This window comes from Emticicia aquatilis, from assembly GCF_014644295.1.
In the GTDB taxonomy this organism is placed as follows: domain Bacteria; phylum Bacteroidota; class Bacteroidia; order Cytophagales; family Spirosomataceae; genus Emticicia; species Emticicia aquatilis.
This window is the reverse complement of record NZ_BMKK01000013.1, coordinates 85730-102476: the sequence shown is the minus strand read 5'-3', so window position 1 is coordinate 102476 and position 16747 is coordinate 85730. Positions and strand designations below refer to the sequence as shown.

Sequence of the window (16747 nt, the reverse complement as noted above, 5' to 3'; positions counted from 1 at the left end):
TCATTTTATCTCTGTTAATTACGAGGCGGCTTACCACCACTCAAAAGTCCTTGCATTCTCTCCATAGTTTTCTTTTCACCACAAAGCGATAAGAATGCCTCTCTTTCCAAATCCAATAAATATTGCTCAGTAACCATTTGCGGATAACTCAAATCTCCACCCGAAATTACGTAGGCCAATTTATCGGCAATTTTCGCATCGTGTTCGGTGATGTATTTACCCATCAACATACCCGTGATACCCGCCTTGAAAAGAGCAATACCTGCTTTTCCTTGTACCTTAATATCGGTGCGTTGTTTTGGCTGAGTATAACCGTCTTCAGCCAATTTGATGGCCTCTTCTTTTGCTTCAGCAATCAAACGACTACGATTCAATACAATTTTATCTCTGTCGTTTTTCAAATAACCCATATCAAAAGCCTCTTGTGCAGAAGTCGAAACTTTCGCTTGGGCAATATTCATAAAGGCATTTTGAAGCACGTTTAGTTCTGGGTCGCCAGTTTTGTAGGCATCTGAGCAACGAAGTGCCATTTCTTTCGTTCCGCCACCTGCTGGAATCAAACCAACTCCTAATTCAACTAAGCCCATGTAGGTTTCAGTATGAGCCACAACCTTATCGGCATGAAGATTTAACTCGCAACCGCCACCCAAAGCCAAGCTATGAGCTGCCGTTACGACTGGAATTGACGAATATCTCGCACGCATCATTGTTTGCTGGAATTGTGCAATCATCATATTGATTTCATCGTATTCTTGCTCGATGGCAAACATAAATAACATCGCCAAGTTTGCACCCGCTGAAAACGCCTCGTTTGAATCATTTCCAACAACCAAACCTCTGAAATCTTTCTCAGCAATGGCATACGCTTTATTCAAGCCTTCAACCACTTCTGCTCCGAAAGTATTCATTTTTGAGTGGAATTCTACGCCTGCAATGCCATCGCCCAAATCGAAGATTGTTGAACCTGCGTTTTTCCAAATGACGTTGGTTTGGCGGAGGTTATCCAAAATAATGAACGATTCTGTTCCTGGAATTACTTTGTATGATTTGCTCGGAATATCGTAATATTTACGTTTCCCTGCTTCAACTTTATAGAAAGTCTCATTGCCTGATTCCAACATTTCATAAACCCAAGCCGCTGGTTTGAGGTCTAAATCTTCCATGATTTTTATCATCGGACGAACCCCAATGGCATCCCAAGTTTCAAACATACCCATTTGCCAGCCAAAACCTGAGCAAATAGCGGCATCTATTCTATATAATTCGTCCGAAATTTCTGGAATACGGTTGGTAGCGTAGCGGAATCCATCGGCAAAAGTTTTGCGGTAAAATTCACCTGCTTTGTCTTTTCCTGCCAAAAGAACCGAGAAACGTTTTTTCAAATCGTCTATACTTTTGGTGCTTTCAAGCGTAGCAAATTTTACTTTTTCTGAAGGTTTATATTCAAAACTCTTCAAATCTAAAGCAAGAATTAGCGTTTTTCCTTTTTCGTCTTTTGTTTTCTTATAAAAACCTTGACCTGTTTTATCTCCGAGCCATTTGTTTTCCATTAATTTGGCCATTGTCGGTGGCAAAATAAAGGCATCTTTCGATTCGTCGGTTTCTAAAACATTGATTAGGTTATTACAAACATTCACAGTTGTATCCAAACCAACCACATCTGACAAGCGGAAAGTACCCGATTTTGGTCGACCAACTACTGTACTTGTCAATTTATCAACTTCTTCAACGGTTAAACCCATTTCTTCGGCCACTCTGATGGTTTGAACCATCGCATAAATTCCCAAACGGTTGGCAATAAATGCAGGAGTATCTTTACATAAAACTGTGGTTTTACCGAGGTATAAATCGCCGTAGTGCATCAAGAAATCAACCACCGATTTATCAGTTTTATCAGTTGGGATGATTTCCAACAAACGTAAATAACGTGGTGGATTAAAGAAGTGAGTACCGCAGAAATGTTTTTGGAAATCTTCTGAGCGGCCTTCTGCCATCAAATGAATCGGAATACCCGAAGTATTTGAGGTGATAAGTGTACCTGGCTTACGGAATTTCTCAACTTTTTCGTAGATAATTTTCTTGATGTCGAGACGCTCAACAACTACCTCGATAATCCAATCGTAGGCAGCGATTTTTGGCATATCGTCATCGAAATTGCCCAGTTTTACTCGGCTCAGTGATTTCTGACTAAAAATTGGCGAAGGACTTGCCTTTACAGCAGCTTGGAAAAGTTCGCTTACGATACGATTTCGCACGGCTGGATGAGCGGTGTCAAGTCCTTTGGCTTTTTCGGCGTCGTTTGGTTCTTTCGGAACCATGTCGAGGAGTAGCACCTCCACTCCGATATTAGCAAAGTGCAACGCAATACGGCTTCCCATAATGCCCGCACCCAAAACAACTACTTTTTTGATACTACGATTCATGGTTTTGTGTTTGTAATGTTTCGTTTAATGTTGCTTTTAAATCCCAGAGGGATTAAACATTGGTAGAAAGGTAAATATTAGAAAAGTTCTCATGCCGTAGGTATGAAACAGTTCTCAGTATATTGTTCCATACCTACGGCATGGGATTTATTTGGGCTGATTGATTTTCTACCAATTTTGCATCCCGCTGGGATGATTTTTATTCGTCTTGAATTTCTTTGAAAATATATTTTTCGTCAAATTCGATTTCAAACTTTTTTAAAAATGACTTATATTCTTCTAAAAAAGTTAATTTCCTATGATGCTCTTCTTGGTTTTTGATGTATTCAACTACATTTTGTAAATGTGAATGACTGTAAGAAAAAGCCGCAAAACCTTCTTGCCAAGAAAATTTACCTCTAACGAGTTTATTTTCGTTTATCCACTTTGATGAATCTCGCTTGACAACTTGGACTAATTCCGATAAAGCTTGTGTTGTACGAAAACCTATTAAAACATGAACATGGTCTGGCATTCCGTTAATAATCAATAATTTATGACCATTATTCTGAATAATTCCGGTCATGTAGGCATATAGTCTATCTTTCCAATACTTATCAATTAAACTCGTTCGATTCTGAACTGCAAAGATTAATTGAATATGAAGTTGAGTAAAAGTATTTGCCATTTCTAAATCATCTGACTCTGTAATCTTTTCACAAGCATCGTGATTATTCTTCGATTTAACTCAGTTTCCAGCGAAGTATAATCTTTATATTGCTCAACTGAAAGTTTCCCAATTATCATTCCAACAAAATAATTGCGTAATTGTGCGTCTTTTTTGATGGTATTTTCGATGTAATTAGCTTGGTCTTCGGGCGAATATCTTTCAAATACAACTTTATGTTTGACCAAATATTGCTTAAAAACTGCAATTAGTAACTCATTTTGTTCTTTCAAAATCGGTCTTAAAAACTCATTCTGAAAATTCTCTTCCGCTGAAATCATATTTTTAGTCGATGTTCAATAGACCACTGTCCATAGTTTTTTTTAAATTTTACATTTTTTCAAGAAACAATTACAATCAACGACCGTCCGTTGACTGTCAACTCAAACTCATTTTTTCTTCAAAATCCAGGCCCAAATCATTTCTGTTATAACCACTTCTTCTTCCGTTTCGTCGGTCACTTTTACCGTAACATTCACTTCTCCTTTGTCAGTTTCTCTGATTTGTTTTATTTGCTCATCGGTTAGAATTGCCACGGCACGTTGTTGCCCCTGACTTCGTTTGATAAACTTCACCGATAGATTTTTCATCAGCGGAAGTTTATCATCGGGAATGTTCATGCCAACTACCATTCCAGAAGCCGTTTCGGCCAAAAGTGTGGTTGCAGCGGCATGAATTTGCCCAATGTGGTTTTGTACTTTGTTTCTATTTGGAAGTGTTACTGCGACTTCATTACAAGTCATTTTCTCGAAATGTATGCCTGCCGTACCAACAAACTTTACGAATCGACCGATGGCAAAATCTCGCATAAAACCACGTATAAACGCAGGAAATGACTGCAATTTTGCCAAAGTTCGATTGAGATTATTGTTGTACTCCATTAAATAATATTCTTTGAATGTAAAGCCTAATATTGTTATGCAAGCATAATTTCAAGGCAAATATACATGAAAGATATTAGTATGCAAGCATACTAATATAAAATTTGTTTTACCAAGATTTTCTATGAAGAAAAACATAATTTAGTGAGAAGATATTTGTTGGGAAACCAAATTTTATTTGGAGACGTTTTAGGGGAAAATCCTCTTTGTATTGTCATTTAACTAAGTATATAAAACACAAACTTTATCAATACACATTATGAAACTATTACCAATTGAGCGACGCAGCAATCTCAGTCGTGAAGAATTCATCGAAAACTATTTGAAACCAAAAAAACCTGTCATTTTTACTGATTTGGTGAAGGATTGGCCTGCCCTTGATAAATGGACTTTCGATTGGTTACGCAAAAATTATGGGCATATCGAAGTTCCCTTGTTTGATAATCATATTCACGATACCAAAAATTACTTTCAAGCGGCCAAAACTATGCCTTTTGGCGAATATTTAACGCTGATTGAGCAAGGGCCTACCGACTTACGTATATTCTTGTTCGATATTTTTAAGATTGTGCCAGAGTTAGCCAATGATATTCGTTTCCCGACAATCATGGATGGCTTCTTGAAAAGCTATAAATTTATGTTTTTTGGGGGGCAAAATTCGGTCGTGAATCTGCATTATGACATGGACTGCTCAAATGTATTCCTGACGCAGTTTCAAACTCGCAAGCAAGCAATTCTTTTTGCACCAGATAAGAGTGCGAACCTTTACCAACACCCGTTTACGGTACAATCTCACGTAAATCCGCTAAACCCTGACTACGAGCGTTATCCTGCCATGAAAAACTTGGAAGGTTATGAGGCAACTTTTGGTCATGGCGAAACGCTATTTATTCCGTCGTTATGGTGGCATTATATTAAGTATGTCGATGGTGGGTTTAGTTTGGCACTTCGAGCAAATGATTCTATCTTTACAACCGCTCGTGGTGGCTGGAATGTGGTAAGGCATACATTTATTGATAAAGGCATGACCAAGCTGGCGGGTGAGTCGTGGAAACAATGGAAAGAACGCAAAGCCATTGAAAATGCCAATGAAGTGTTGGTTTAGTCCATGGTCGATAGCCCACAGACCACGGCATAAAATTTGGACTAAATATTAAATATGCAGAAACAGGATTTAAGAAAAGAATATCTTCAGAAACGAAAAGCCCTCACCGAAATGGAAGTTGAGGGCTTTTCGAGAAAAATACACGACTGGTTTTTTAGAAGTATTCCTGTACATGCCTATGCCACGATTCATACTTTCTTGCCCATCAAACGCAATAATGAGATAGATACTTGGCTCATTATCAATACACTACAAAAAGACTTTGCCACAAATATTGTCATTCCGAAAAGCCACGAAGATGGTACAATGAGTCATTACTTACTCACGAAAGATACAGTTTTTGAAGAAAATAAATGGAAAATTCCAGAACCAATATCCAACATCCATCATCAAGCATCAAGCATCGACTTAGTATTGATTCCTTTACTTTGCTTCGATAAAAAAGGCTATCGAGTTGGCTACGGAAAAGGTTATTACGACCGATTTTTGGCCGAATGCCGTCCCGATGTCATGAAAATCGGTCTTTCGATTTTTGAACCTGTTGACGAAATCAGCGATGTCGATGAGTTTGATGTGAAAATGGATTACTGCATAACACCTAAGCGAATCTGGGATTTTAATTAAAAAATATTTTTCATAAATCATTGATAATCAACCACTAACATTGGTTGATTATTTTTTTTTATTATTTTCATCCAACCTTTTTCTTAGTTTTTCTCCCTTTATATCGAAACGCAACCAAAGCCTTTGACACTATCGCACAACATATCGGAAAACGAACTGGTGAGCCGCTGTCTTGCCAAAGACCGCAACGCTCAGTATTTGCTTTTTGAAAAATACAAAAAAGCGATGTTTACGAAGGTTTTTCGATTGCTAAACGATTATGATGAAGCCAACGATGCCCTGCAAGAAGGTTTTATCGAAGTTTTTAGAAGTTTGCCCGATTTTAAGGCCGATTCAACGCTTGGAGCTTGGATAAAAACGATTATGGTTCGGCAAGCGATTCGCCGTCGAAAATTCTTGGATAAGTTTGAAAGTTTAGATGTTGAAATGCACGAAACCGCTTTTGAAGTAGCTGATACTTTCACAGGTCAAGAATTAGACGAGGCCATCAGAACTTTACCCGAAGGTTGCAGAGCAGTTTTTTTACTGGCCGAAGTTGAAGGATTTATGCACAAAGAAATTGCCGAAATGTTGAATATTTCGGAAGGAACTTCAAAATCACAACTTTCACACGCCAAAAAGTTATTGAGAAAAAAATTAAGCGATGCCTAAAGATTTGAACGAAATATTGCCCGAATTTGAGCCAAAAGCCAACCTCTGGAGCAAAATTGAGCAAACGCTCGATTTTGATGACTTGCTTGAGGCTAAAATAAAGGATTTGCCCGAATTTGAGCCATCGATAGAATGGAACAGGGTTCTGGAAGAAATTTCGGTAGAGAAAAAGCTAAAAACAGTCAAGTTTCCGAATTTCATTCGTTGGGGAATTGCGGCTTCTGTTTTGTTGGCACTTGGTTCTGTTTGGTTGTTTAATAAAAAATCTGATGAAGGTGTCATTTCTTATTCGGTCGAAAAACAAGTTGAGATAAAATCAGATTTGCAAGCCAATGTTAGCACTTCCGAAAGTGAAGCCGAGGAATTTATCAATCAGCAATGCGAAGAAGTTGAGGTGGTTTGTATGAAGCCCGAAGTGAAAGAACTGAGAGCAGAATTGGCCGAATTGAACCTCAATCAAAGAGATTTGGAAACGCAAATCGAGCAGTTTGGCAACGACCCAGCTTTGGTGCAAGCCCAAATCAAAATCGAAAACCAAAAAGCTCAAATTACAAAAGAGTTAATCAATATTTTGAGAAGCTAAATACACACAATTATGAAAAAGATAAGTCATTCTACTAAATCTACACAAGCACCAAGCCGAAAGCCCTCCTTGCTGAGGAGGGCAGGCTGGAGTTTTTTACTGCTGTTTTCATTCGCAAGTTATGCCCAGCAGCTTCAAGTCGTTACTAAATCCATACAAAAAGAAATCATCTATTCGGCTGGCTCAAAAATCAATCTAAACGCAAAAAAAGCCGACATCATTATTAAAGGAAAATCAACCGACCGAATAAGCATCGTAGTAAAATTAATTGCCAAACATACCGACCGAAGTATTGCCGAAAAAGAACTTTCGTACCTGAATTATGAATTAAAAAACGCTTCTGGTGTGGTTGATTTATCGAATTCCTATGAGATTCCGAAGTCAGCAGGGAAACTAAGGAGTCAAGTAAATACAGTTTATGAAATTACGATTCCAAATAAAGCTAATTTATTGATTATTAATTCGTTTGGTAATATTTCGGTCAATGATTTTTCGGGAGAATTGGCCGTAAAATTTAATTTCGGCAAACTTAATTTGACCGATGTTTCGGGAAAATTCAACATCGAATCATCGTTTGGCGATGTTTATGCCGAAAACCTTGATGGAAGTTTCGTCTGCAAATCAGAAAAAGCGGTTGTTGAACTTTACAACCCGAGCGGAACCACACTTTTGGAGTCGAAGTATGGCAGCGTAAAACTAAACCTTTTCAATTCACTTGATAAACTCGTGGTCAATGCTTCTCGCTCGGCCATTGAAGTCAATGTTAGACGTTTTGAAGATTTCAGATTCGACCTCGGCACAACTTTCTCGCAAATCAATACACCGAGTGCCTACCGAGAATTTTTAAGCAATTATAATAATCAAGAAACGCTACTTTTTGATACAAAAACTAAGAAACCGTTGGTGCAAATCCAGAATTCGTACAGCCCGATTACTGTTCACATTGATAAAAACCTACAAACACACAAATGATTGATTATGAAAAAGTTACTTATCTTTTTGCTTGCCATTTCGTCGGTACACGCACAGGAGTTGACGGTTGGAATTAAGGGAGAATACAGTATTAAAAATTTTGAAAAGTTATCTAATGTACGTACAGGATTTGATAACGATATTGCTCTTTTTAACAACGATGTCTTACCCAATGGTTCGGGAGGAGTTTTTGCGAGAGTAGATAAAGGGAAAAATGTATTTTCAGTCGAATTAAATCATAGTTGGCAAACTGTAAAGGCAGTTATGATTGGCCCTAATGAGTTAGGATTTCCTGAGTACGATTTAATGTTTGTCAATCCTCGACTGGGTTATTCTTATAAACCCTTGCCTTGGTTGAGACTTAATGCAGGTCTTGGTGCAAACTTATATTATGAGCCGAAATTCCAAGTTAATCAACGATTAAAAAACGAACTAAATCGTGCAGAGTATTTTGCGACTTCGCTAAAACAGTATGAAAATGATAATTCAGCTAATGGGCAACAAATGAAACAAATGCTATTAGGCCAACAAAAAGTAGAAGCAATATCAAATAGTTATTTCAAAGCCATTAGGAAAGTGTACTTTGATGCTCGATTAGGGGTTGGTGTTGATTTCGGAGGATTTATGATAGACCTTAACTATAATCGCACCCTCACACCAATCATTCAAGATATTGATTATAATGGGCAAGCATCGCCGCTGAATCTTCAATATGATTATCTTTCATTGAGTGTTGGCTATCGGATTTTACCAATTCGTAAGTTCTTATTACCTCCACGCAAAAACAAGACTTACGAAAAAATACAATCGGAAATACCTTTTTATAAAAATGAAGTGAATTTCTTATTTGGCAAACAGAGCGAAAATAAAAACTCTCTCAATATTTATGAAAGTTCTTATACTCGTTATTTGCTGAAGCGTGTGGGTGTAACGATTGGTATCAATACAATTCAATCACCACTTAGTGCAACTGATAATGACGGATTGCCTAACATTGGCATCCAAAATGCTATTACTGTATTTTCAGAAGCAAAGTTTTTACCACTTTACACCAAAAAACATCGAATTGGTCTTGCTGCTGGTATAAACTACATCAGATATGAAGGATTGGAAGGAACTACATATCTTATCACTTCCGATAACATTCCAGCTATTTATCAACCTATCTTCCAACCTATCTTCCAACCTCTTCTGATACCTAAAAAAAGTAGTTTTGGCTATCAATTTACAGTAGACTATAATTATTTACTCACTAAACGAATACCAATAGGAGGTTGGTTGAGAGCAAACAGTAACAAAATGAATAGATATGGAGATTTTATCGCTTTAGGAATTAAAACTGGCTACTTATTCTAACACAAAATGAAAAAGACATACATCACACTTCTACTGGGCGTACTTTCGACAGTACTCTTTGCTCAAAATAAGCCTGACTTTCGCAACGAATTTAGTACCGAAATAGGCAGTTATCGAGGTAATTCGATGCCCAATAGCTATTTTTTCAGACAAAAATATACACATTGGTTCTCTCAGCATATTGGAGTATCAGTCAGCAACATGCGTTCAAATCAGGCTATTGATATTCCTATTGAAGAATATTATGGAAGCAGTCCAAATGGTCTTACCAAACTTCGCCAAATCAATAATCGCTACTTAGATTTGAGTTTAGCCACCAAGTTTAGTATGCAAAAGCACGAATTCAGACTTTCGGGAGGCCTTTCAGCCAACAAGCATTACCAAATGCAAATTCTTGAAAAGCAATATCCATACGGTCAACCGCCAGTGATACAAAAAAACAATACAGCCGATGTAAAGGTAGAAAACTTGCTTATACCTCAACTCAGCATAAGTTACGCTTACCGAGTTTCACCTCGTTGGTCAGCGGGACTAAATGCTCAGAAATATTTTGGAAAATACCCTGCCACAAATATTGGATTTTCAGTAAATTATCATTTCAATATCTCTGCCGATTCGTTGGGTTTGAATGAAAATAAAGACGAAAAATGGGCTTACGGAATCGTGGGCGGTGCTGGAATAACGGGAAGTTTTGCAGATTTAAAACGCCAAAAACTTCCAGTTTTACCATACATTGGTGTTTTTGCAGAAAAACGTTTAGGTTTAGCATGGAAAACCCGCATAGAACTTGCCTATGCAAAGCGAGGCGTAAATTATACTTCTCCGAGTTTATACAAATATGGTCCAGTTGCGAATTATCAATCAAATTTTATTCAAATTCCGATACTTTTCAAAAACGAATTTGCTTATAAATGGAATTATTTCTTCGGCCCACAGTTCTCCACATTTTTTGGTGGAAAATACTCAGTAAACAACGAAAAACAAGAAGTAAGAAACCAAGGTAGCCTAACACTCGGTTCGCAACTCGGAATGGGCTACGACCTTACGCCCAAGCTCTCGCTCGAAACTCGCTTTGTGTTTGATATTATGAGTTTTGGCTCCAGAATAAACGCCACTGGTTTCGGAATTAATGATTTTCGGTTAGGTTTTAGTAGGAAATTGTGAAAAATGCCAAATTTTGTATTATTCCAAGAAGTCGAACCAAATTTTACATTATCTTTGCCCCTCAATTAATCTTCTTTCCCTAAAAGCAAGATTAAGTAATTTGTTTATTTACTAACAAATAGCTCCTCCTTAGGGACGGAGGGGTGGTTTTCTGATTCTAAAATGAAAATTGCAGTAGTTGGTGCAACTGGCTTAGTTGGCACTGAAATCTTGAAAGTATTGGCGGAAAGAAACTTTCCCGTTACCGAAATCATTCCTGTTGCTTCCGAAAAATCAATTGGTAAACAGGTTGAGTTTAAGGGTAAACAGTTTACGGTGGTAGGCTACGAAGATGCTATCAAGATGAAACCTGCGGTTGCGATTTTCTCGGCAGGTGGAAGCTCTTCTTTAGCTTTGGCACCCTTGTTTGCTGAGGCAGGTATTCCTGTAATTGACAACTCTTCGGCGTGGAGAATGGACCCAACTAAAAAATTGGTTGTTCCAGAAGTAAACGCAAATGTGATTACGGCAGAAGATAAAATCATTGCCAATCCAAATTGTTCGACAATCCAAATGGTAGTGGTAATGAAGCCATTACACGATAAATATAAAATCAAACGTGTAGTTGTTTCTACTTATCAATCGGTAACAGGAACAGGTAAAGCAGCAGTTGACCAATTATTTGCCGAGCGTGTAGGCGATGATAGCGTGAAGAAAGTATATCCGCACAAAATCGACCTTAACGTATTGCCTCACATTGATGTTTTCTTAGATAACGGTTATACCAAAGAAGAAATGAAAATGGTAAACGAAACTAAGAAAATCATGGGCGATGACAGCATTGCAGTTACGGCAACTACCGTTCGTATCCCAACCGTTGGTGGACACTCAGAGGCAGTAAATATTGAGTTTGAAAACGATTTCGATTTAGATGAAGTTCGTCGATTATTGAGCGAAACCGAAGGTGTTATCGTGCAAGACGATGTTAAGAACTTCGTTTACCCAATGCCAATCAATTCGCATGGAAAAGACGAGGTTTTCGTAGGACGTATCCGTCGTGACGAATCTCAAGCCAATACATTAAACCTTTGGGTGGTTGCCGATAACCTTCGCAAAGGTGCAGCTACCAACGCTGTTCAGATTGCTGAATATATGTTGAAAGCAAATTTATTGTAAAACAACTTTCCAAGTTGTTAGTTTTCAAAGGGAAGGCATTTTAAATGTCTTCCCTTTTTGTTTTAAATCTTATCAAAAGATTACATTTGTGCTAATCAAGCAATTACAATTCAACCTAACAATGAAAAAACTATTCTTAATTCTACTTTTATGCTCTACGAGGGCATTCGCCCAGATAAATCCCGAAAACATCAAAATCGTGCGTGATAAATGGGGCGTTCCGCACATTTTTGCCAAAACAGACCCCGAAGTAGCTTATGGGCTGGCTTGGGCAAATGCCGAAGATGATTTCAAAACTATGCAGCTTACGCTATTGGCGGGAAAAGGTATGGTTGGACAACTAAAAGGCAAAGACGGAGCAACGATTGATTACGTAGTAGCACTTTTACGTTGCCGTGAGGTAGTCGAAGAGCAGTATGACAAAGCCTTATCGCCCGAATACAAAGCACTTATCGAAGGATATATAGCTGGAATAAACGCCTACGCAACCAAGCACCCCGAAGAAGTGCTGGTAAAAGGTTCGTTTCCGACAACACCTAAAGAATATACTACCAGCACGGTGCTTTCGCTGTCAATGATTTCGGGAGTTGATGCCGTTTTACAGAAAATTTTCAAAGAAAAAGTAAAAACACTTGATGATTTCAAGGCCGCAGGCTCAAATGCAATTGCCGTGCATAGCTCAAAGACCAGCGATGGTAGTTCGTATCTGGCTATCAATCCGCATCAACCACTCGAAGGCCCAGTAGCTTGGTACGAAGCTCATTTGTGCAGTGAAGAAGGCCTAAATGTTTTGGGAGCATTATTCCCAGGTGGGCCAGTGATTTTTGTGGGTGCAAACGAAAATTTAGGTTGGACGCACACCGTCAATTATCAAGATAAAGTCGATGTTTTTCAACTTGAAATGAATCCAGCGAACAAGATGCAATATAAATTTGATGGAAAGTGGGAAACTTTAGAGCAGAAAACCGTAAAGCTAAAAGTAAAAATGGGTATTGCGACGATTCCTGTCAAAAAAGTAGCTTTGTGGAGTAAATATGGTGCAACAGTTCAGACCAAACAAGGTACTTTTTCGGTCAGATTTAGTGCTAATCAAGATATTCGAGGCATCGAGCAATGGTATAAAATGGACAAAGCCCGCAATTTTTCGGAGTTTTACGAAGCTATGACAATGACTGCAATACCGGGTTTTAATACCATTTATGCCGATAAACGAGACACTATTTTTTATGTAAGTAACGGCAAAATTCCATTTCGTACCGAAGGTTATGATTGGAAAAATACAATTCCGGGGAATACTTCAAAAACGCTAACTACGACTTTTCATCCATTGAAAGATTTACCTCAATACATCAATCCTACGAGTGGATATTTATTCAATGCCAATCATACGCCATTCAACGCAACGGGTGAAAAAGATAACCTAAAAGCCAAAGATTTCGACCAAACAATGGGTTATGAAGTAAAGGATAATAACCGCAGTATTCGTTTTCAGGAAATGTTTTCGCAGTATGATAAAATCTCTTTTGATGATTTAAAACGTATCAAATACGATGGACAATTACCGAAAGGAAAACTTTATTTCCCAGCCAATACCGATGTTTTATTTCAACTAACCCCAAGTGAATATGCTGATATACAGCCACTTATCGAAAATCTAAATTCGTGGGACAGAAAAACCAATGTTGAGAGCAAAGGAGCTGCTATATTTTTGGTAATGCTCAATTATTTTACAGCAGAGTTTGGTAAAAAAGAAGAAATTGCTGACCATATTATTTCAAAAGAAGAAGCCGTTGCGGCGTTTCGCCATGTGAATACTTACATGAAACAATATTTTGGAAGAACAGATATTTCACTCGGAGATTTACAAAAACTGGTACGTGGCGATATAGAAAAGCCATCTTGGGGTTTGCCTGATGTCATCACAGCTATGCACACTCGCCCGTATAAAGATGGTAGATTGAAAGTCGTGCAAGGCGAATCATATATTGGATTAATTAAATTTCCGAAAGAAGGCCTACCTGAAATAGAAACGGTACTGAACTTCGGACAATCGACCCACGCCGATAGCCCGCATTTTGCCGACCAAATGGATTTGTATTTAAGCCAGAAAACCAAAAAAATGACACTTGATAAAGCCGAAGTAATGAAAACTGCGGTAAAGACTTATTCGCCAAAGTGATAAATATTAAGCATCGTTTTATTTGAAATCAAGTCGGTATTTTATAGATTTACTTACAAATCCTACGAATTAATTTGATAAATATGAAAAAATCATTTGCATTCGCCTCTCTTTTTTTAAGCTTGCTTTGTATCGAATCGTATGCTCAAGCAATTAGAGAAACTATCGACCCTATTTTTTATAAAGCCGCACAAAAAAATATCGGGTATCCGATTGGGGCAATTAGAGGCAGTGTTTATGGGCGTCTATACGCTTCGTTTGAAGTTGATAATAAAGGAGCAGTTAAAAATGTCAACTTGATTTATCCGTTGGTGAGTAAGAAGATAAGCCATTTATTAGGTTTTGAAGCAGAAATTGTGGGTGGTTTATCAAAAACACCACATCTAAATAATGTAAGTGAAGGTAAATATATTTTACCAATCGCCTTTGTATATAAAAATATCTATTATGGTGATGAAAACTATCCGACCAATCGAATTTCGGAAGACTATTTTTCTAAAGATTTTCAGTTCTTGAAAGAAATTCAGATTACGGCTCGAAGTGACCAATATCGTATGCTTCGCCCTTTTTCGGGTATTCCACCAGCAAGTCGGCAAATTGTTGAGTATTAACCAAAACGGCTCTTAGATTAAATTTCTAAGAGCCGTTTTTATTTTATATCCCTGTATAATTAAAAGGAGAAATACGTCTGAGTTCGTATTTTACTTTTTCGCTTACATCAAGGGTATCAATAAATTCTTTGATGCGTTTTTCAGTGATTTTCTCATTTTTGCGAGTCAATTCTTTCAATGCCTCATAAGGTTTCGGGAAACCTTCACGGCGAAGAACCGTCTGAATACCCTCAGCTACAACGGCCCAGTTTTCTTCCAAATGGTGGTCGATTGCTTCTTGATTAAGTTCGAGTTTATCCATACCTTTCAGCAATGATTTCAAGGCAATAACAGTATGCCCAACTGGCACACCCAAATTTCTCAAAACCGTTGAATCGGTCAAGTCTCTTTGCAGGCGAGAAATAGGTAATTTTGCCGAAAAATGCTCAAAAAGAGCATTAGCAACGCCTAAATTCCCTTCAGCATTTTCAAAATCAATCGGATTTACTTTGTGTGGCATTGCCGACGAACCAATTTCACCAGCTTTGATTTTTTGCTTGAAATAACCCATCGAAACGTAAGTCCAAACATCACGAGAGAAATCAATCAAAATCGTATTGAGACGTTTGAGGGCATCAAACATAGCCGCCAACATATCATAATGCTCAATCTGCGTAGTTTTCTGACTGCGAGAAAGTCCGAGCCAATCGTTTACGAAACTATTACCGAACGCTACCCAGTCGGTTTGCGGATATGCCACATTGTGAGCGTTGAAATTACCAGTTGCTCCACCAAATTTAGCGGCGTAAGGCACAGCATTGAGCATTTCGAGTTGTTTCTCGATTCTTTCACAGAACACCAATAATTCTTTACCCAAACGAGTAGGCGAAGCGGGTTGCCCGTGTGTATGTGCAAGTAGTGCTATATCTTTCCATTGCTCAGCTAATTCGTGCAATTTTGTCAAAACCTGCTGAAAAGTTGGTACAACCTCAACAAGCATCGCTTCTTTCAACGATAATGGAATGGCGGTGTTATTGACATCCTGCGAAGTAAGTCCAAAATGAATAAATTCTGAGTGCTGGCCAATTCCTAAGACCTCGAAAGCATCTTTGATAAAATACTCAACAGCTTTTACATCGTGATTCGTAACTTTTTCGGTTTCTTTGATTTTAAGAGCATCCTCTTCCGAAAAATTTTCATAAATCGCACGAAGATTTTTGTACAAACCTTTATCAAAACCTTCAAGTTGAGGTAGCGGAAGCTCGCAAAGAGCAATAAAATATTCTATTTCAACTCTCACACGGTAGTGAATGAGTCCGAATTCAGAAAAATATTTTGCAAGATTTTCGATTTGTCGGCGGTATCGACCATCAACAGGAGAAATAGCGGTAAGAGAATTCAAAAGCATAATTTTCAAGTAAAAATCTTTGGAAATTGGAAGTTTGGAAGATGGAAACTGGAAGTTGGTTTGATAAAATCTCTTTGGGTAAGCCCAATCAGCTCCCCGCTAACATCCAACATCGAACCCCCAACATCGAAATTCTAAGCACAAAGTTAAACCTATTGTGTGTTCTGACAAAATAAATTAACTTGCCAAACAATTTCAACCCTATATCAAACAAAACCTCAATGCAAACTTCAAACTTTATTGGTGAATTATTGGGTACGCTTGTACTTATTTTACTGGGCGACGGCGTTGTCGCAAATATTCTTTTAAAAGGCTCAAAAGGCGAAAATGGTGGCTGGATAGTCGTAACAGCCGCATGGGCTTTTGCAGTTATGTGTGGCATTTTTGTGGCCCAAAAATTTGGTAGCCCAGATGCACACTTAAATCCAGCCGTTACGATAGCAATGGCCGTAAAATCTGGCGATTGGTCAAACGTAGGGTCATTTATTGCAGCTCAAATGATTGGTGCATTTTTGGGTGCAACACTCGTTTGGCTGACCTACTTACCTCATTGGTCGATAACCGAAGATAAAGGAGCAAAATTAGGGGTTTTTGCTACCGCTCCTGCCATCAGAAATCCTACGGGCAATCTTATTTCTGAGATTATCGGCACAATCGTATTGATTATAGTATCAAATTCATTTACTGCCGATTTGCCAAATGGCTTTGCTCCTTATTTGGTCGGTATGTTGGTTTGGGCAATTGGTCTTTCGTTGGGCGGGCCAACGGGCTACGCTATCAATCCTGCCCGTGATTTAGGCCCACGCATCGCTCATGCAGTATTGCCAATTTCGGGCAAAGGTACAAGCGATTGGAACTATGCTTGGATTCCTGTGGTAGGGCCTATCGTTGGTGGCATTTTAGCGGCTTTATTTTTAGGAGCATTCAATATTTAACAAATCTTTTCACTG

16 protein-coding genes are annotated in these 16747 nt (G+C 38.2%); 11 read left to right on the top strand and 5 right to left on the bottom strand.

From position 1 onward, the window contains the following. Positions 1-14 precede the first annotated feature (14 nt). From IEX65_RS23830 to IEX65_RS23815, 4 genes are all read right to left on the bottom strand, one after another. Positions 15-2423 (bottom strand): 3-hydroxyacyl-CoA dehydrogenase/enoyl-CoA hydratase family protein, encoded by a 2409-nt coding sequence (locus tag IEX65_RS23830; RefSeq protein ID WP_188770121.1) that lies wholly within the window; start codon positions 2421-2423, stop codon positions 15-17. 199 nt (positions 2424-2622) lie between these two features. Next, entirely contained in the window at positions 2623-3090 is a 468-nt protein-coding gene (tnpA, locus tag IEX65_RS23825; protein WP_188770119.1) for an IS200/IS605 family transposase, read from the bottom strand. Between the two features lie 2 nt (positions 3091-3092). Beyond that, positions 3093-3410: a glyoxalase gene (locus tag IEX65_RS23820; protein ID WP_188770117.1), complete on the bottom strand. Its 318-nt coding sequence runs from the start codon at positions 3408-3410 to the stop codon at positions 3093-3095. A 108-nt stretch (positions 3411-3518) separates the two neighbouring features. Then, positions 3519-4010, bottom strand: coding sequence for a DUF4442 domain-containing protein (locus IEX65_RS23815; protein ID WP_188770115.1), 492 nt, complete (start codon positions 4008-4010; stop codon positions 3519-3521). 259 nt (positions 4011-4269) lie between these two features. On the opposite strand from IEX65_RS23815, the gene IEX65_RS23810 reads away from it, so the two are divergent. The 10 genes from IEX65_RS23810 (at position 4270) to IEX65_RS23765 (ending at position 14410) form a co-directional block, all read left to right on the top strand. Continuing rightward, positions 4270-5115: a cupin-like domain-containing protein gene (locus IEX65_RS23810; RefSeq protein WP_188770113.1), complete on the top strand. Its 846-nt coding sequence runs from the start codon at positions 4270-4272 to the stop codon at positions 5113-5115. Between the two features lie 54 nt (positions 5116-5169). Beyond that, positions 5170-5739 carry a 5-formyltetrahydrofolate cyclo-ligase gene (locus tag IEX65_RS23805; RefSeq protein WP_188770111.1) on the top strand — a complete coding sequence of 190 codons (570 nt, stop codon included), beginning with the start codon at positions 5170-5172 and terminating at the stop codon, positions 5737-5739. Between the two features lie 159 nt (positions 5740-5898). Beyond that, entirely contained in the window at positions 5899-6390 is a 492-nt protein-coding gene (locus IEX65_RS23800) for an RNA polymerase sigma factor (protein WP_229250861.1), read from the top strand. Then, positions 6383-6973: a hypothetical protein gene (locus IEX65_RS23795; protein WP_188770107.1), complete on the top strand. Its 591-nt coding sequence runs from the start codon at positions 6383-6385 to the stop codon at positions 6971-6973. Before IEX65_RS23800 ends, IEX65_RS23795 begins: the two co-directional genes overlap by 8 nt. Positions 6974-6985: 12 nt before the next feature. Beyond that, complete coding sequence (locus IEX65_RS23790) at positions 6986-7945, top strand: DUF4097 family beta strand repeat-containing protein (RefSeq protein WP_188770106.1); 960 nt, start codon at positions 6986-6988, stop codon at positions 7943-7945. Positions 7946-7951: 6 nt separating this feature from the next. Continuing rightward, positions 7952-9301 carry a hypothetical protein gene (locus IEX65_RS23785; protein ID WP_188770104.1) on the top strand — a complete coding sequence of 450 codons (1350 nt, stop codon included), beginning with the start codon at positions 7952-7954 and terminating at the stop codon, positions 9299-9301. Positions 9302-9307: 6 nt separating this feature from the next. Beyond that, the gene (locus IEX65_RS23780) at positions 9308-10465 is read left to right on the top strand and encodes an outer membrane beta-barrel protein (protein WP_188770102.1); all 1158 of its coding nucleotides are present in this window, start codon (positions 9308-9310) and stop codon (positions 10463-10465) included. Positions 10466-10627: 162 nt separating this feature from the next. Further along, positions 10628-11620, top strand: coding sequence for an aspartate-semialdehyde dehydrogenase (locus IEX65_RS23775; RefSeq protein WP_188770100.1), 993 nt, complete (start codon positions 10628-10630; stop codon positions 11618-11620). A 121-nt stretch (positions 11621-11741) separates the two neighbouring features. Next, positions 11742-13799, top strand: a complete 2058-nt coding sequence (locus IEX65_RS23770; protein ID WP_188770092.1) for a penicillin acylase family protein — start codon at positions 11742-11744, stop codon at positions 13797-13799. Between the two features lie 83 nt (positions 13800-13882). Beyond that, positions 13883-14410: a hypothetical protein gene (locus IEX65_RS23765; protein WP_188770091.1), complete on the top strand. Its 528-nt coding sequence runs from the start codon at positions 13883-13885 to the stop codon at positions 14408-14410. Between the two features lie 43 nt (positions 14411-14453). Here the strand turns inward: IEX65_RS23765 and purB are convergent, their stop codons facing one another. Next, a complete protein-coding gene (gene purB, locus IEX65_RS23760) occupies positions 14454-15797 on the bottom strand; it encodes an adenylosuccinate lyase (RefSeq protein ID WP_188770089.1) in 1344 nt (447 codons plus the stop codon). A 221-nt stretch (positions 15798-16018) separates the two neighbouring features. Between purB and IEX65_RS23755 the strand changes: the two genes are divergently transcribed. Next, on the top strand, positions 16019-16732 hold the full coding sequence (locus IEX65_RS23755) for an MIP/aquaporin family protein (protein WP_188770087.1): 714 nt from the start codon (positions 16019-16021) through the stop codon (positions 16730-16732). Positions 16733-16747 lie beyond the last annotated feature (15 nt).

Excerpts from the sequence above, each read along its gene's own strand:
- IEX65_RS23830 (WP_188770121.1), bottom strand. The coding sequence starts at position 2,423 with ATGAATCGTAGTATCAAAAAAGTAGTTGTTTTGGGTGCGGGCATTATG.
- tnpA (WP_188770119.1), bottom strand. The coding sequence starts at position 3,090 with ATGGCAAATACTTTTACTCAACTTCATATTCAATTAATCTTTGCAGTT.
- IEX65_RS23820 (WP_188770117.1), bottom strand. The coding sequence starts at position 3,410 with ATGATTTCAGCGGAAGAGAATTTTCAGAATGAGTTTTTAAGACCGATT.
- IEX65_RS23815 (WP_188770115.1), bottom strand. The coding sequence starts at position 4,010 with ATGGAGTACAACAATAATCTCAATCGAACTTTGGCAAAATTGCAGTCA.
- IEX65_RS23810 (WP_188770113.1), top strand. The coding sequence starts at position 4,270 with ATGAAACTATTACCAATTGAGCGACGCAGCAATCTCAGTCGTGAAGAA.
- IEX65_RS23805 (WP_188770111.1), top strand. The coding sequence starts at position 5,170 with ATGCAGAAACAGGATTTAAGAAAAGAATATCTTCAGAAACGAAAAGCC.
- IEX65_RS23795 (WP_188770107.1), top strand. The coding sequence starts at position 6,383 with ATGCCTAAAGATTTGAACGAAATATTGCCCGAATTTGAGCCAAAAGCC.
- IEX65_RS23790 (WP_188770106.1), top strand. The coding sequence starts at position 6,986 with ATGAAAAAGATAAGTCATTCTACTAAATCTACACAAGCACCAAGCCGA.
- IEX65_RS23785 (WP_188770104.1), top strand. The coding sequence starts at position 7,952 with ATGAAAAAGTTACTTATCTTTTTGCTTGCCATTTCGTCGGTACACGCA.
- IEX65_RS23780 (WP_188770102.1), top strand. The coding sequence starts at position 9,308 with ATGAAAAAGACATACATCACACTTCTACTGGGCGTACTTTCGACAGTA.
- IEX65_RS23775 (WP_188770100.1), top strand. The coding sequence starts at position 10,628 with ATGAAAATTGCAGTAGTTGGTGCAACTGGCTTAGTTGGCACTGAAATC.
- IEX65_RS23770 (WP_188770092.1), top strand. The coding sequence starts at position 11,742 with ATGAAAAAACTATTCTTAATTCTACTTTTATGCTCTACGAGGGCATTC.
- IEX65_RS23765 (WP_188770091.1), top strand. The coding sequence starts at position 13,883 with ATGAAAAAATCATTTGCATTCGCCTCTCTTTTTTTAAGCTTGCTTTGT.
- purB (WP_188770089.1), bottom strand. The coding sequence starts at position 15,797 with ATGCTTTTGAATTCTCTTACCGCTATTTCTCCTGTTGATGGTCGATAC.
- IEX65_RS23755 (WP_188770087.1), top strand. The coding sequence starts at position 16,019 with ATGCAAACTTCAAACTTTATTGGTGAATTATTGGGTACGCTTGTACTT.